12 protein-coding genes and 1 pseudogene are annotated in these 16,219 nt (G+C 71.3%); 2 read left to right on the top strand and 11 right to left on the bottom strand.

All coding sequences use genetic code 11. From position 1 onward, the window contains the following. Positions 1 to 14 precede the first annotated feature (14 nt). From IEY99_RS14445 to IEY99_RS14470, 6 genes and pseudogenes are all read right to left on the bottom strand, one after another. Complete coding sequence (locus IEY99_RS14445; RefSeq protein WP_189203294.1) at positions 15 to 821, bottom strand: regulatory protein RecX; 807 nt, start codon at positions 819 to 821, stop codon at positions 15 to 17. Positions 822 to 1,374: 553 nt separating this feature from the next. Further along, positions 1,375 to 2,421 carry a recombinase RecA gene (gene recA, locus IEY99_RS14450; protein WP_189203296.1) on the bottom strand — a complete coding sequence of 349 codons (1,047 nt, stop codon included), beginning with the start codon at positions 2,419 to 2,421 and terminating at the stop codon, positions 1,375 to 1,377. 198 nt (positions 2,422 to 2,619) lie between these two features. Next, positions 2,620 to 2,820 (bottom strand): DUF3046 domain-containing protein, encoded by a 201-nt coding sequence (locus tag IEY99_RS14455; protein ID WP_189203298.1) that lies wholly within the window; start codon positions 2,818 to 2,820, stop codon positions 2,620 to 2,622. Between the two features lie 115 nt (positions 2,821 to 2,935). Further along, positions 2,936 to 3,304 (bottom strand): annotated as a pseudogene (locus tag IEY99_RS14460) (uracil-DNA glycosylase family protein); the annotation flags it as partial. 48 nt (positions 3,305 to 3,352) lie between these two features. Continuing rightward, a complete protein-coding gene (locus IEY99_RS14465) occupies positions 3,353 to 4,015 on the bottom strand; it encodes a UdgX family uracil-DNA binding protein (protein WP_189203300.1) in 663 nt (220 codons plus the stop codon). A gap of 860 nt (positions 4,016 to 4,875) precedes the next feature. After that, positions 4,876 to 6,222, bottom strand: coding sequence for an aminotransferase class I/II-fold pyridoxal phosphate-dependent enzyme (locus tag IEY99_RS14470; protein ID WP_189203302.1), 1,347 nt, complete (start codon positions 6,220 to 6,222; stop codon positions 4,876 to 4,878). Positions 6,223 to 6,324: 102 nt separating this feature from the next. Here IEY99_RS14470 and IEY99_RS14475 point away from each other — a divergent pair, with 102 nt between their 5' ends. Further along, entirely contained in the window at positions 6,325 to 7,509 is a 1,185-nt protein-coding gene (locus tag IEY99_RS14475; RefSeq protein ID WP_189203636.1) for a bifunctional pyridoxamine 5'-phosphate oxidase family protein/GNAT family N-acetyltransferase, read from the top strand. An 825-nt stretch (positions 7,510 to 8,334) separates the two neighbouring features. Further along, complete coding sequence (gene leuE, locus IEY99_RS14480; protein WP_189203304.1) at positions 8,335 to 9,147, top strand: leucine efflux protein LeuE; 813 nt, start codon at positions 8,335 to 8,337, stop codon at positions 9,145 to 9,147. 270 nt (positions 9,148 to 9,417) lie between these two features. Here the strand turns inward: leuE and IEY99_RS14485 are convergent, their stop codons facing one another. The 5 genes from IEY99_RS14485 to IEY99_RS14505 all read right to left on the bottom strand — a co-directional run bounded on the left by IEY99_RS14485 (position 9,418) and on the right by IEY99_RS14505 (position 16,213). After that, entirely contained in the window at positions 9,418 to 10,230 is an 813-nt protein-coding gene (locus IEY99_RS14485) for a sporulation protein (RefSeq protein WP_189203306.1), read from the bottom strand. A 38-nt stretch (positions 10,231 to 10,268) separates the two neighbouring features. After that, a complete protein-coding gene (locus IEY99_RS14490) occupies positions 10,269 to 11,441 on the bottom strand; it encodes a hemolysin family protein (protein WP_189203308.1) in 1,173 nt (390 codons plus the stop codon). Further along, positions 11,438 to 12,817 carry a hemolysin family protein gene (locus tag IEY99_RS14495; RefSeq protein ID WP_189203310.1) on the bottom strand — a complete coding sequence of 460 codons (1,380 nt, stop codon included), beginning with the start codon at positions 12,815 to 12,817 and terminating at the stop codon, positions 11,438 to 11,440. Before IEY99_RS14495 ends, IEY99_RS14490 begins: the two co-directional genes overlap by 4 nt. A gap of 98 nt (positions 12,818 to 12,915) precedes the next feature. Beyond that, positions 12,916 to 14,427, bottom strand: a complete 1,512-nt coding sequence (locus tag IEY99_RS14500; RefSeq protein WP_373293347.1) for a M28 family peptidase — start codon at positions 14,425 to 14,427, stop codon at positions 12,916 to 12,918. 109 nt (positions 14,428 to 14,536) lie between these two features. Further along, positions 14,537 to 16,213, bottom strand: a complete 1,677-nt coding sequence (locus IEY99_RS14505) for a serine/threonine-protein kinase (RefSeq protein ID WP_189203314.1) — start codon at positions 16,211 to 16,213, stop codon at positions 14,537 to 14,539. Between the last annotated feature and the right edge of the window lie 6 nt (positions 16,214 to 16,219).

The raw sequence follows: 16,219 nt of genomic DNA on the forward strand, positions 1-16,219 counted from the left end.
CGACGCAGGCGCGCCTATGTCAGGGCGCCGCCCTCTTGATCGGCCAAGGCATCGGCGTCTATCTGATCGGCGAACTCCGCCGCCTCGGCGTCCCGGGCCGCGAGTGCGTCCTTGACGGCGCGGATGGCCACACCGGCGGGATAGCCCTTGCGGGCCAGCATGCCGACCAGGCGACGAAAGATCTGGTCCGGCGTTCCGGTCGCGGCACGGAGCTTCCGGTCCACCAGGGCGCGAGCAGTCGCCGCCTCCTCGTCCTCGTCGAGGGTCTCCAGCGCCTCGCTCGCCACGTCGGCGTCGACGCCACGCTGCCGGAGCTCGTTGGCCAGCGCCCGCCGGGCGAGCCCCCGACCGTGGTGACGGCTGGACACCCACGCCCGCGCGAATGCGGCGTCGTCGATGATGCCGACCTCGTCGTAGCGGTCGAGAACCTCGGCGATGACCTCGTCGGAGATCTCCTTCCGGGCCAGCACCTTGGCGAGTTCGGCGCGGGTCCGCGGGCGGACGGCGAGCTGCCGAAGGCAGATCTCGCGCGCCAGCTCGGACTCCGACTTCGGTGGTACGGGCGGCTGCTCCACACCGGCACCTCGACGGCCACGTCCGCCCCTGGCCGCCCACGCGGATCCATCCGCCGCGGTCGCGCGCCCCCTGCCCGAGCCCGTACGGCCGGGCGCCCGGGATCCGACGCTTGAGCCGTCGACGGAGCCGTCAGCAACGCCGTCGACGGAGCCGTGGGCGGGTCCGTCGGCGGACGCGTCTCCCATGGACCGGGGAGGGATCGCATCCCAGCCTCGCCCGGATCGCGCCCCACGTCGTCCGGCCATCGTTCGGCGCCTCCTCACTCCCCTACCCTCGCTTGCGGTCATCGTCGCAGCCCGGCGCCCCGCACTCGATGAGGCACACACCGCGCCCGGCTGAAAGGAGACCTCCCGGCCTGCCCCAGCAGCACATCGACGGCCGGGACGTGAAGTCTCATCAGTCACGCCGAGGACATGACGCCATCGCGCCGTACCACGCTCCGCGCGGAATGCCCGGCGCTTACGCCAGGGCGAGCCCGATCAGCTCGTGAAGCAGCTCACGACCCGGCCGGAACACGAAGCCCGACCGACAGCCACAGCCCAGCCCAGCCGCCCTGCAGAGGCGGCCGACGGCGCCCGCTCCCGGCGCCCGGCTCCCCGCACAAGCTCACGGCCCCCGCGGGCGCCCCGCCCTCCCTCGGGCCGGAGCGGCCGGAGGGAGCGGTCGGGAGGCCAGCGAGGAAACGGCCGGGAGACCAGCGAGGAAACGGCCGGGAGACCAGGCGGGAGATGCGAGTCCACCCGGCGGGCGGAGCCAGGAGGCCGCGCCCACCGGAAGCGACGGGTTGCGGGCGATCGATCAGAAGTCGACCGGCGGAAGCTCCGGCCCGCCCGCGGCGTCACCACCGGTCTGGCCGACGCCGAGCTTCTCGAGGATCTTCTTCTCGATCTCGGCGGCGACGTCCGGGTTCTCCTTCAGGAACTCGCGGGCCTTCTCCTTGCCCTGCCCGAGCTGGTCACCGTCGTACGTGTACCACGCGCCGGACTTGCGGATGATGCTCTGCTCGACGCCCACGTCGATCAGCGAGCCCTCGCGGGAGATGCCCTTGCCGTACATGATGTCGAACTCGGCCTGCTTGAACGGCGCCGCGACCTTGTTCTTGACGACCTTGACGCGGGTGCGGTTGCCGACCACGTCCGTGCCGTCCTTGAGGCTCTCGATGCGGCGCACGTCAAGGCGCACCGACGAGTAGAACTTCAGTGCGCGGCCACCCGTCGTCGTCTCGGGGGAGCCGAACATGACGCCGATCTTCTCGCGGAGCTGGTTGATGAAGATGGCGGTCGTGCCGGAGTTGTTGAGGACACCGGTGATCTTCCGCAGTGCCTGGCTCATCAGGCGGGCCTGGAGACCCACGTGACTGTCACCCATCTCGCCTTCGATCTCGGCGCGGGGCACGAGGGCGGCCACCGAGTCGATGACGATGATGTCGAGCGCGCCGGAGCGGATCAGCATGTCCGCGATCTCGAGCGCCTGCTCACCGGTGTCGGGCTGCGAGACGAGCAGGGCGTCCGTGTCCACGCCGAGGGCGCGGGCGTATTCCGGGTCGAGCGCGTGCTCGGCGTCGATGAAGGCCGCGATGCCGCCGGCCCGCTGGGCGTTGGCCACCGCGTGCAGGGCCACCGTCGTCTTACCGCTGGACTCGGGTCCGTAGACCTCGATGACGCGGCCGCGCGGCAGGCCGCCGACGCCGAGCGCCACATCGAGGGCGATGGAGCCGGTCGGGATGACGGCGGTCTGCACGACCGGCCGCTCCCCCAGCCGCATCACCGAGCCCTTGCCGAACTGCTTGTCGATCTGCGCCAACGCCAGATCGAGAGCTTTGTCCCGGTCAGGTCCTGCCACCATGTCCGCCACCCCTGTACTCGACTTCGCAGGCGTCTTCGCCGATGAGCTTCTGTTCACCACGCGGGTCACGCTAGACGTTGGGTCTGACAGAAAACGACCGCCCGGCCCTGAGCTGTGGATGACCACGCCGCTGAGGACAATAGCCGAACACTTGTTCGACGATCGAGCGACACGCCAGAACAAACGTACGAAAGGTGCTCAGTGCAGGCGCGCAGGCACCCGATCGGAGTACGCGGCCACCACAGCGCGCCAGATCGTAGCCGTGTCGACACCGCCCGCTATGGCCTCGTCGATCGTCCGTCCACCGAGGTCCGCGAAGGCGTGATCGGCGGCGAGACTGCGCGCGTAGGCGGGCCCGAAGGCCTGCTCGAGGCGCTGCCAGAAATCCGTCAACCGCACGGGAGAAGCGTACTCGCGCCGCGGGAAGGACCGGAGACGTCGCCCGGGAAGCCGCCTGCGAGACATGGGTCACTGCCCGCTCCCGGCCACCCGGGTCCGGCACCACAGCCGAGCCTCAGGCCAGCGCCGTCGCCGCCACCTTGAGGTCGTCGACGAGGCTCCGGTACGCGGCACCCCGGTCGTCGGCCCGCAGTACGGCCGAGGGATGGATGGTCGCGAGCGCCTGGATCTCCTCGACCGGGAGGCCCTCGGGATGCTGCGCGGACGCCGGCCACGGCATGAGCTGGCCCCGCGACCGGGTGACCCGGAACGCCGGGCCGAGCAGGGCCTTGGCCGCCGCGGCGCCCAGCACGACCACGAGCCCCGGCTTGAGCAGGGCGAATTCCGCGCCGAGCCAGGGACGGCACCCGGTGATGTGGGCGGGCCCCGGACTCTGGTGGATGCGCCGCTTGCCGTGCAGTTCGAAGCGGAGGTGCTTGACCGCATACTTCTCACGTTGTCATGGCGGTTTACCGAGGTCAGGGGACTCCCCTCAGGCAACTACCGTCGCCACGACTCGGAGATCTTCCACCAAGCTCTGATACGCGTTGTCTCGATCGTCGGCCCGCAGCACGGCCGAGGGGTGGATGGTGGCAAGCGCTTGAGTTTTCGTGGTCGGGAAGTCTTCGGGGTGCTGAGCTGATGCCGGCCATGGCATGAGCTGGCCGCGAGACCGGGTGACCCGGAACGAGGGACCGAACAATGCCTTGGCGGCGGTAGCGCCGAGGGCCACCAGAACTTGCGGCTCCAACAGCGCGAGTTCCGCGACCAGCCAGGGCCGACAGGCCGTGATGTGCGCGGGGCCGGGGCTCTGGTGGATGCGCCGCTTGCCTCGCAACTCAAAGCGGAAGTGCTTCACAGTATTGGACAAGTACACGGAGGCCGGATCGATCCCCGCATCGTCGACCGCCTCGCGCAGTAGTCGCCCGGCTGGACCGACGAACGGGAGTCCCTGCTTGTCCTCGACGTCGCCGGGTTGTTCACCCAGAAGAACGACCTTCGCGTGTGGGGCTCCTCGCCCGAACACCGTTTGGGTTGCATCCTCGTACAGTTCGCACCCGCGACAGCCAACCGCTGCCGTCTTCAGCTCGTCCAGGCTGTGAGCGTTGGACGGGACGAACTCCTGTGCTCCTGGTGCCTTCTCAGTCGATCCCATGTACCTCTTCTACCCCGCCCACGGCTCTACGCTCACCGTGCATCCGGCGACATCAAGGCCGGCACCCTGACGACTGTCACGATCTCGGTTGGTGGCCCTACAGGGGTAGGTCCGCTCTGTGCCAACTGCCAGAAGCCGCTCGAGGACATCTTGGCGCTGGCAACTGGCCCTGAGGGTGCGGAGGACGTGAAGCCGAAGCCACCGGCACGCCGTTCGGGGCCGAAGGTGCCAAAGCCGAGCATGGCGGGTGAACGTGTCCTGCTTGCTTCGTCTTCCTCACACGGCTCTGACGCTCGCCGCGAACTCGGGAACTTCGGACGCGAATGATGGACGGGCACCACGCAGAGATCGTGTCAGGAACTTTCAGGAGGGCGGAAGTCCCCTTCCACGACGGATGTTCCCATTACCCTTCTACCTTGGGGATCGGAATACACGAAAGACCAGTTGCCGCGAGGCGAGATGACGGTCTTCAGGGTGACCGGTCCCCTCATGAATCAGAGATCGTCCAGCGGAACCCGGCGCTAGACCCGAACCGATTCGTGCTCGCCGGAGCCCGCCGCGAGATCAGAACTACCGCGTTCGGAAAGTCCTGGCCCTTCCTCGGTCATCGGTCGAGCGGTGTTGTTAAAGCCCACGCCGTCTTCGGACACCGACCGTGCGAGCCGTTCTGGTAGAGCTCGCAGCCCATCACGGTGGCCTGCGGCGGCCTTGAGCTCGTCGAGTTCGTGCGCGCGCGGCGGTACGAAATGCTGTGCCCCGATCGGCGCTGCCGTCCTCGGCATTCCACCGTTCTACGCGTTCGCGTGCCGTCCACGCCCGGCGGTATCCCCTGAACGAGGTGGGCGCCGGACGAGCCGCGATCATCGGCTCACGACGCTCACGCCGGGCGGATGGGCGGCAGCCGCCACGACGTCGGCGAGCGGCTCGATCGCCTCGTCGTCGAGCGGACTGACGGTGATCCGTACGCCGGGAGGCGCGTCCATGCGGAACAGCGACCCGGGCGCCACCGCGTACCCGGCGTCTCGCAGCGCGGTGATCAGCCGGGTCTCGTCGGGCGTGCGTACCCAGAGATTGATGCCGGTGGCTCCGTAGGCCTTGACCCCCCGGGAGGTCAGCGCCTGCCGCAATGCGTCGCGGCGACGGTCGTAGCTCCGGCCCGCCGCCGCGATCTGGGCAGCGACGGCCTCGTCGCGCCAGATCCGCAGCAGCAGACGCTGCAGCAGCGTGGAAACCCAGCCGGTGCCGATCCGCATGCGGCCGGCCACCCGCGCGATGGTCGCCTCGTCGCCTGCCATCACGGCGATCCGGAGATCGGGCCCGAACGGCTTGGACGCCGACCGGACGAACGCCCAGGAGGCGGTGGCACCGCTCAGGCAGTGCAACGGCACGCCGGACAACTCGGCGGCGTGATCGTCCTCGATGAGCAGCACTTCGGGGCGGGAGGACAACACCTCACGCAGGGCGGCCGCACGCTCGGCGGTGACCGCGGCGCCGGTCGGGTTCTGGGCCCGGGTGGTGACGACGACCGCGCGCGCCCCGGCGGCGACCGCGCCCAGCAACCGGTCGGGAAGCGGACCTTCGTCGTCCATCGGGACCGGCACGGGCGTCAGGCCGAGCGCGGCGAGCAGATCGAGCAGGTTGGCCCAGCCGGGGTCCTCCACGGCCACCGCGTCACCGGGGCGCAGATGGGTCGTGAGCAGGCGTTCGATGGCGTCGAGGGTGCCGTTGGTGACGGTGATCGCCGCGCCCGCCACCGGCACGCCGTCGGCCTCGAAACGCGGACCGGCCGCGTCGACGAGCTCGGGCATCGCGGCGGCGGCCGCATAACCCCCGGGGGCGCCGACCTCATCGGACACCGCGCGCAGGTGCGGACCGAGCGCGGGCAGCAGCCGGACGTCCGGATCTCCCGACGACAGGTCCAGGGCGCCGGCGGGCACGGGCAGCCGCAGAGCCGCACGCGCACCGCCGATCGGCGGACGCGACCGGATGCGCGTGCCGCGCCGTCCGGAGGTCTCCACGATGCCGCGTTGGCGCAGGTCGGCATACGCCTTCGACACCGTGGCGGGGCTGACGTGCAGCTCGTCGGCAAGGATCCGGATCGGCGGCAACGCCTCACCCCAGACCCAGTCGCCCCGGAGAACGCCGGCCTCGATGCTCCCGGAAATCGCTGCGGCGGTCGAGCCGGTCACCTGGTATTGTTCTGGCACAGCTCCGATTATGTACTAGTACATAAATCCTGGCAAGGAGGATCCGTGACCGACCTCTACCAGCTCACCGCCCGCACGACCGCGACTCGCAACCGCGGCCGCATGCGCTACGAGCACGACTCGGCACACGCGATCCTCGACGAGGCATACGACTGTGCGGTGGCGTTCGTGGTCGACGGGGAGCCGCGTGTGCTGCCCACCATGCACGTCCGTGTCGGCAACACGCTCTACCTGCACGCATCGACGGGAGGCCGGCTGGGCCTGACGGCACGCGCCGACGGCGTGCGGGTGTGCGTCTCGGTGACCTTGCTGGACGGGCTGGTCTACGCGCGCTCGCAGTTCCACCACAGTGCCAACTACCGGTCTCTGGTGGCGCACGGGGTCGCCCGGCCGGTCAGCGACGAGAGCGAGAAGAAGGCCGCCATGTCGGCCCTGGTGGAGAAGCTGGGAGCGGGCCGGACGGCCGAAAGCCGACCACCGACGACCCGGGAACTGGCGACCACCGTCGTTCTCTCACTGCCGTTGACAGAGGTTTCCGTACGGCTACGGCAAGGCGGAGTGGTCGACGACTCCGAAGACCTACCGCTGCCGCACTGGGCGGGAGTGATCCCGTTGCAGCGAGTCGCGGGCCTGCCACAGCCGGACGCGGGCGTGACGTCGGCGATCCCGGCCTACCTTCCTGGCGCGCCGCTCTCACCATGGGCGACACCCGTGCCGATGCGCGGAACGCACGTCTCCCTGGAGCCGATCTCACCGTCACACGTGGACGGCCTGATGGCGGCGCTCGCGGACGACGAGGTCTGGCAGTTCCTCCCGACGCCGAGGCCGGGCACCCGCGAGGAGATGGCCGAACACGTCGCGCTCGCCACCCGCGACCAGTGGTCGGGCAAGCGCGTGACGTGGGCGCAATGCGATCCGGCCACCGGCGAGGTGATGGGCATGACGAGCTACCACGACGTGGACGAGAAGGGAGGAGCCCTGGCGATCGGCCACACCATGCTCGGCCGCCGCTGGTGGCGCACCGGCGTGAACACGGAAGCCAAACTGCTGCTGCTCGAGCGCGCGTTCGACGTGCTCGGAGCCGAGCGCGTGTTCTGGTACACCGACATCCGCAACGAACGCTCCCAGCAAGCCATCGCCCGCCTCGGAGCAAGCCGCGACGGACTGATCCGGCGGCACCGCCTGAGACCGGACGGCACCTGGCGGGACACGGTCCTGTTCGCAATGACGGTCGACGAATGGCCGGCAGCCAAGAAGCGCCTCCACGCCCGAGTGACGGCCGGTTGACCGGTGACCCGCCACGTCGAACGGGCGAGGGTCTCCCCAGCGCCCACGTCGACCCGACGAGTTGTCTTCAACGCCCACGTCCACCGGGCAAGGGTCTTCCCGGCGCCCACGTCCACCGGGCAAGGGCCTCCCCGGCGCCCACGTCCACCGGGCAAGGGCCTCCCCGGCGCCCACCTCGACCGGGCAAGGGCCTCCCCGGCGCCCACCTCGACCGGGCGAGGCTGCCCCGGCGCCCACCTCGACCGGAGGAGGTGTCGCCAACGCCCACTTCGACGGGGTGAGGTCGGCCAGGTGCCGATGCCGCCCGGGTGGAATCGGCCGAACGTCCACGTCGACCGGCGAGACCAGCCAGGCACCCACATCCACCGGGTGAGGTCCACCCGGCGTCGGCGTCGACCGGCGAGACCAGCCAGGCACCCATGTCCACCAGGTGAGCTCCACCCGGCGTCGGGCGCCAACTGGGTGAGGCCAGCTGAGCACCCGCGTAGCCCGGTGAAGTCGGTCGGGCGCGGGCATCGCTCGGATGAGGTCAGCCGGGCGTCGGCGCCACCTGAGGTGAAGTGAGCCGGGCACCCGTGACGACCAGGGCTGAGCGCCCGCGACGAGCAGGTGAGGTCGGCCGGGCACTCGCGCAAGCGGCTGAGGTCAGCCAGGCGGCCCCGGCAATCGGGGGGGAGGCCGTCTGGCGGGCCTCAGCGCACGACGGAGTCGACTGGGCAAGGTTTCGCGCACGGTGGGGGCGCCGGGGGGGGGGGTGCATACCGTCGATGGGTCCTTTGTCGGTCCCGGACGGCTCGGCGGATGAGGGGTGGTGGGCAAGGCCACATGTTCTTGTCCCTGCGGAGACTGCCGGACGGAGCTCGGCGAACCGAGGATAAGGCCGTGCTGGGGATCACCGACTTCTGGACCTACGTGCTGGGCACCGTGGCGATCATTCTGCTGCCCGGACCGAACTCGATCTTCGTGCTGTCCGTCGCCGCGCAGCGCGGGGTACGAGCGGGGTACCGTGCCGCGTTCGGGGTCTTTCTCGGTGACACGGTGCTGATGGTCCTGGCCGCCGCCGGAGTGGCTTCGCTGTTGCGGGCGTACCCGCCGATCTTCATGGTCATCAAGTATGCGGGTGGGGCCTATCTGGCGTGGGTCGGATTGGGAATCATCCGGAGTGCCTGGCGCAAGCGTCGGGAGCGCGGGGTGGCCGGCTCGCCGACCACCGGCACGGCGAGCGGGGATTCGCCGGATGCCCTTGCCGTTCGCCGGGCCGATGCGGGCGATGATCCCGCGAGCGCCGTTGCCTCGGCGGGGCGCACTCCGCAGCAGGGGACGCCGGTCGGGATGCGCCGGCCGTTCCGGCGCGCGCTCGTCGTCAGCCTGCTCAACCCCAAGGCGATCCTGTTCATCGTCTCGTTCCTCATCCAGTTCGTCGAACCGGGTTACGCGTATCCGGCCCTGTCGTTCCTCGTGCTCGGAGCGGTCCTCCAGCTCTTCAGCGTGCTGTACCTGAGCGGGTTGATCTTCGGAGGGCAGTTCCTGGCCGGGCAGTTCCGACGCCGGCGCCGGCTGTCGGCTGCCGCCTCGACCGGCGTCGGAATGTTGTTCGTCGGATTCGGCATCAAGTTGGCAACCGCCAGCGCGGGATAACCACACCCGGCTCACCAGAAGGTCCGCCGCGCAGCCACAGGGTGGCGCGGCTCGGTGCGGCCAAAGGCACGGCGCAAGCACAGGCATGCGGAAGACCGCACGGTCACCGGCCAGACGCAGCCACAGGTACGCAGCACGGCACGGCACGCGCGGCACGAGCGGCACGCGCGGCGAACAGCAAGGCAGGGCACCCGCGCCACGCGCGGGAAGAGCGGCGCGGGAAAAGCAGCACGGCGCGCCTCACGCAGAGGCAGCGGCGGGAGCTACGGCTCAGGGTGCGTGCAGGCCGCCCGCATCCGGCAGCTCCGGCGACGAGCTCTCTTCCAGCGCTTCCCGGACGACTTCTTCCACCGCCGCCGTCCAGTCCCGGGTTCCTTCCTCCGCCTCCGAGTGCGTGACCCGCAGTCGCGCGTACCTGTCCCGGGGGCGGCGCAGGAATCCTCCGTGCTTCTCCATCTCGAGGATCACCTCGACCCCCTCGGCGTCCGCCACGAAGGTGAGCTCCAGCTCGTCCATCTCCCGCGCGTAGACCACGGGCGGGATGAACTGGATCTCCTGGTAGAACGGCAGGTCCTGGGTCACCCCGTAGATCGCTCCGCGTTCGACGTCGGCGTGCCGGAACTGGAAGCCCAGCCGCTCGACCGCCTCCAGCACCGCTTCCTGCGCCGGGAGGGGGTGCACGGCGACGATGTCCACGTCGCCGTTGTCGACCGCTTCCTCCAGGGTCACCTCGGTGCGCAGGCCCAGGGACATTCCGCTGAGCTTCCTTCCGTACGCGTGGGTCAGCGGCGTCTCCCAGGGCAGCGTGATCGCGAACGGCAGGTCCTGCCGCTGCCCGGCCGCCAGCGTGAAGCCCGCCGCCACCCAGGCCCGGTGGAACTCGACCAGGGCGTCGCCGTCCTCCGCCTCGACCCGGGTCACCAGCCCCACCGCGACGGTCGCCACGTTCACGTCGTAGTCGCCGCCGGTGAGGCGGACGGCCCCGACGAGCTCGCTTCCCGGGTACGTGTCGGGGCTGGAGAGCACGGTGTCGACGGCCGGGCCTCCCACGCCGAACGCCCGCAGCACCTTCTCGAAGACCATCCCCGCACCCCTCTCGGCGCCGGGCGGGATGTAACCGCTCAGCGCATCCGGCGACCCACCGGTATGGGATCAGTCTCGTCGTCGAACTCGCCGATGACCTGCTCCAGCAGATCTTCCAACGCCACGAAGCCCACTCTTTCCCCGGCTCGGGTGACCATCGCCAGCTGGGCCCGGGCTGCGCGCATCTCGGTCACCGCGGCCGTCACCGTCACCGAGGAGTCCAGGGTGAACGGGCGGTCCATCAGGTCCTCGGCGGTCGCGGGCACCCCGGCGGTCGTCGCCCGCACCGCCTCCCGCACATGAACGACCCCCACGACCGCCCCCGCGGGAGAGTCGGGCGAAACGACCGAAGAGTCCGGCGAATCGGGCCCGGAGGCCGGCGAGACCGGCGGGGAGGCCGGTGGAAGGGAAGCGGGAGCCGACGACGAACCGGCGGCGGAAGCGGATGCCACCACCGCCAGCCGCGAGCGCCCGCTGCGCAGCGAAGCCTCCTCCACCTCCCGGGCCGACGAACCCGCCGCCACCGTGACCAGCTGGTCGTCCGGGATGAGCAGGTCGCCCACCGTCATCTCCTGCAGCTTGAGCATGCTCGTCAGCAGCTCGGTCTGCTCCGCCCCGATCAGCCCCTCCGCCCGCGACCGCTCCAGCAGGATGTGCATCTCCTCCGGCCCGTGCGCCTGGGCGAGCTGATCCTGCGCATGCACGCCGAACGGCTTCAGCGCCGCGTTGGCCAGGCCGTTGAGGCCGACCAGGGCCGGCCGGGCCAGCCGGACGAAGCCCCGGAACGGCAGCGCCAGCAGGGTTGCCGAGCGTTCCGGGTCGGTGATCGCCCAGGATTTCGGCATCATCTCGCCGATCACCAGGTGCAGGAACGTGACGACGACCAGCGCCACCAGGAGGGCGACGATCGCGCTGGGGACGTCCGGGAGTCCCGCCGCGTGCAGTAGCGGGTGGAGCAGGTGCTCGATCGCCGGTTCGGCGAGCGCGCCGAGGCCGAGCGAGCACAGGGTGATGCCGAGTTGGGCGCCCGCCAGCATCAGGGACAGCTCGCGGCTGCCCTCGAGCGCGGCGCGGGCGGCCCGGCTGCCGTCGGCGGCGGCATGCTCGAGGCGGTAGCGCTTGCTCGCCACGAGGGCGAACTCCGCCGCGACGAAGAAGCCGTTGCCGACCAGCAACAGCACCGAGACGATTCCGGCCCACATGGGACTCATCGCCCGGCCTCCGGATCCGGCGAAGAGGACGGCACCGGCGACGGCGAGAGCGAGGCCGGCGACGCCGAAAGGGAAGACGGCGAGGAAGCGGCGACGCGTACGGATTCCGGCACGTGGCGGTCCACGGAGAGCACGGCCAGCTCCGCCCCGGACTCCAGCGACACCTCGTCGCCCACCTCCGGCACCCGGCCGAGATGGGCCATCACCAGGCCGGACACCGTGTCGTAGTCCTCGCCCTCGGGCAACGGGACGCCGGTCGCGTCGGCCACCTCGTCGATGCGCCAGCGGGCCGGGACGATCCAGGAGCCGTCGGTCTGGCGGGCCGGGGCGGGCTCGGGCAGGTCGTCCTCGTCCCGGATCTGGCCCACGAGCTCCTCGGCGATGTCCTCGAGGGTGATGATGCCGGCGAAGCCGCCGTACTCGTCGGCGACGCACGCCAGCTGGCGGTGCCCGGCGCGGAGCCGGTCCAGCACGACCGGCAGGCGCAGCGAGGCCGGCACGAACAGCGGCGGCACGGCGATCTCGGAGATCCGTACGGTGGCTCGCGCGGCCGGCGGCACGGCGAGCAGGTCCGCGATGCCGACGACGCCGACGATCTCGTCCACCCCCGTACCCGAGCGGACCGGGAAGCGGGAGCGACCCGTCTCGAACAGCGCGACCACCTGCGCGACCGGGTCGGACGCCTGCACGGTGTGCACGTCCACCCGCGGGACCATGACCTCGGAGGCCGTCCGGCGGCGGAAGTCGAGGCCGCGGTCGAGCAGGGCGGAGAGCTCCGGGTCGAGGTGGCCCTCGGCGCGCGACTCCGCGATGATCTGCTCCAGGTCCTCCTCGGTGGCGCCCTCCGGCAGCTCCTCGATCGGCTCGATGCCGACGCGGCGCAGCAGCCGGGCCGCGGCCGCGTCGAAGAGCTTGACGACCGGGCCGAAGACGGCCAGGTAGATCAGCGTGGAGCGGCCCAGCGCCTTGGCGACCCGCTCGGCCCGGGCGATCGCGAGGTTCTTCGGGGCGAGCTCGCCGAGGACCATCTGCACCACGGTCGCGACGATCAGGGCCAGCACGACGGACACCGGCATGCTGACCGCGGCCGGTACGCCGGCGACCCCGAGCAGGTCCGCCAGGCCCTCGCCGAGGAACGGCTCGGCGACGTACCCGACGATCAGGGCGGTGACGGTGATGCCGAGCTGGGCGCCGGAGAGCACGAACGAGAGGCGTTCGGTGACGGCGAGGGCGCGCTCGGCGGATTTGTCGCCGCTCTCCGCCTCCTGGCGCAGGCGTTTGCGGTCGACCGCGACATAGCCGAATTCCTGGGCGACGAAGTAGCCGGTCACCGCCGTGACGACGATGACGAGCAGGAGCCCCAACAAGATCAACACAGCCGGGCCGAGCCCGGCCGGATACTGCCACTCATCTACCAAGGCTATCAGCGGGGCCGGACCCGGGCGGAGCGGATCGTCCCGCCCGGGTCACGGACTCAGGACCTGGTGACGACGACGTCGTCCACGGCCGCCTCGACCAGGCTGCCCGTGCTCGCGTCCGCCGCCTCGACCTGCAGCCGGACGGTCTGGCCGGCGTACGCGGAGAGGTTGACCGTGGCCTTCTGCCAGGAGGCCGCGCGGTTGGTGGCCGCGCCCGCCTGGTTGAACACCGTGGTGGCGGTGGTGCCGGAGATCACTCGGACCCGGAAGTAGTCCGCGCTGCTGGCGTTGTTCAGGTGGGCCAGGTACCACGAGAACGACAGGGAGAGCGTGCCACTGGGCAGCGTGATCGCGGGCGACTGGATCGTCGTGGCGCCGCCGTCGACGTCGTACGTGCCCGCGCTGGTGCCCGCTGCGGCGCCGGTGACCAGGTCGTTGCTGCCGCTGACCGTGGTGCCGAGCTGGGTCGCGACGCCCGAGGAGGTGGCGGCCGGGTCGCCGCGCTGCCACGCGCCGGTGGTCGCGGTGTCGGTCCCGGCCGCGTTCGCGGTCCAGCCCTTGGCGGTCTCGAAGTCGTCGCTGAAGACCGTCTCGCCCGGCGGCGTGCCGGTGTCGTCGGCCAGCGTCCAGACCGCGTACGCGATGGCGTCCGAGTTGCGGTCCAGCGCGGTGTCGTCGATGTTCGTGACGGTGTCGCAGGCCCGGTGGTAGCAGGGGTCGAACGCCCCCGTCGTACCGCCCCAGAGCTCCACCTGCGCGGCGGTCTTGCGGCCCTCGGCGCCGGTGAAGATGCCGCCCGCGGGGATGCCGGCGGCGATGAACGGGCCGTAGTCGCTGCGTCCGTCGAAGTCGGTGCCACGGGTGGGCACGTCGATCGACGCGAAGAAGTCCGCCAGCGTGTCCTCGATCTCGGCGGAGCCGGCCGGCCCGGGACCCGAGCCGGTGCCGTCGGAGTTGTCGCCGTCGTAGAGGAAGTAGCCGGGGTTGGGCGAGGCGACCATGTCGAAGTTCAGGTAGCCGCCGATCGCCGCCTTCTGCGACGCGCTGAGCGAGTTCACATAGAACGTGGAGCCGCGCAGCCCCAGCTCCTCGGCGCCCCACCAGCCGAACCGCAGGTGCCGGGCGGGGTGGAAGCCGGCGCGGGCCACGGCCAGCGCGACCTCCAGGCTCGCCGCCGAGCCGCTGCCGTTGTCGTTGATGCCGGGCCCCGCCGTGACGCTGTCCAGGTGCGCACCGATCATCAGGGTGTCGTTGGTGTCGCCGCCGGGCCAGTCCGCGATGAGGTTGTAACCGGTCGCTCCTGCGTACGTGAAGGACTGCTGCTGGGTCTGGAAGCCGGCGGCGTCGAGCAGGCCCTTCACATAGCTGACCGAGGCCAGGTAGCCGGGCCGGCCGTGGGCCCGGTTGCCGCCGTTGGCGTTGGCGATCGACTGCAGTTGGGAGAGGTGGTTCTTCACATTGGCGAGCGGGATGTCGGGCGGCGCCACGGCGGCAGCAACCTGCACCGGGGCCGCGGCGACGGCGCCGAGGACCAGCGCCGCCGCTCCGATCAGGGGGAATACTCTCACGGGAGTCCTCCGCAAGGCTCGGGTTCGCCGTCGCCGGGGGTATAGCGGCGGCTACGCCGAGCATTACAGAGTTAGAGGCCTGTCTATTCATACCGACTGACCTATACCGCTAACCGTCGGTATAGAAGGTGCTGACGATCATCCCCCAGGTGGCGAAGTTCGCCGGCCAGTCCAGGTCCCGGGTCGTCAGGCCGAACGCGTAGCCCTTGCCGCCGGCGGCGATCCAGCGGGTCATCGCGTGCATGCGGACGCCGGAGGGGCCGTCGTAGGCGTACTCCCAGTCCGCGGCGCGGGCCAGGGCGGGGACCCGGTTGATCGCGTACTGCTGGTAGCCCGGCAGGTCGCCCGCGGCCCGCAGCCGGGCCGCCTCGTCCCGGCAGGCCTTCACCGGGTCGCCCTTGGGGTTGCGCGCCGGGTCGATGCTGAGCACGCGCAGGTTGCCCGGGTCGCGGAAGCAGAGCGTCGTGCCGATCCTCTCGTACGTCCACCCGTCGGGCACCGCGATGTGGAAGCCGCGTTCGGTGAAGTAGGACCAGCCCTCGTAGAGCGCCCACCCGTCGCGCAGCTTCTCCGCCCCCGGCTGCGGCGTCCGGCGCTGCGCCGACGGGGCACCGCCGAGGCAGTCGACCGGGCTGAAACCGCCCGTGCCGCCGCCGGTGCCGGACGAGGAGGTGGGCTCCGGAGGCGCGGAGACGGTGCCGGACGCGCCGGACGGCACGGCGCCGTCGTTGTCGCGCAGCGCCAGCCCGGCGGCGACGCTTCCCGCACCGAGCAGCGCCACCGCGGTCACTCCCGCGACGAGCCGCCGCGACCGGGCCCGCACCGGCGTGCTCCGCGGGCTCGGGGCCGGGCGTGCCCGCGGCACCGCGGTGCCGCCGCCGCGGATCCGGCGTCTCGGCGGATGCGGCGCCGGCTCGTCGTCCAGCGACCGGCGCTGCGCCGGTACGACCGGACGGGGACCGCCGTCACCCCCGGCGAGGACGGCGCGCAGCCGGCGGGCCGCCTCCGCGCCGGTGAGGCGCTCCGCCGGCTCGCGCCGCAGCAGTCCCAGCAGCACGGGCGTCAGCGGCCCGGCCCGGGTGGGCGGGTCGGGCTCCTCCGTCGCCAGCGCCAGCAGGGTCGCCATCGCGCTCTCCCGGGCGTACGGCGAGCGGCCCTCCACGGCGGCGTACAGGGTGGCACCGAAGGACCAGAGGTCGGACTCCACGGTGGACGCACCGTCGCGGGCCCGCTCCGGTGACACGTACTGCGGGGAGCCGACGACCATCCCCGGCCCGGTCACCGAGCCGTCGTCGACGAACGTGGCGAGGCCGAAGTCGGTGAGCACCACCCGGCCGTCGGTACCGATGAGAACGTTGTGCGGCTTGACGTCGCGGTGCAGCACGCCCGCGCGATGGGCGGCGGTGATGGCCTCCAGCACGTCGAGGCCGATGCGGGCGGCGCCCCTCGGCGAGTACGGCCCGTCCTGGCGGATCACCTGGTGCAGCGAGCGCGACGGCACGTACTCCATGACGATCCACGGCTGGTCCACCGCGTGCACGACGTCGTAGATCTTGACCACGTGCGGGTGGTTGAGCCGGGCCGCGCTGCGGGCCTCGCGCAGCGTACGGTTGCGCAGCCGGGCCTTCTCGCCGTCGGTCATCCACTCCGGCAGGACGAACTCCTTGACGGCCACGTCCCGGTCGAGCATCTCGTCGCGGGCCAGCCAGACGCGCCCCATGCCGCCGACGCCGACCGGCATGCGCAGGCGATACCGACCGGCGATGAGCATGCGCCTGACCGCCATCGGCCC

This window comes from Couchioplanes azureus, from assembly GCF_014648355.1.
In the GTDB taxonomy this organism is placed as follows: domain Bacteria; phylum Actinomycetota; class Actinomycetes; order Mycobacteriales; family Micromonosporaceae; genus Actinoplanes; species Actinoplanes azureus.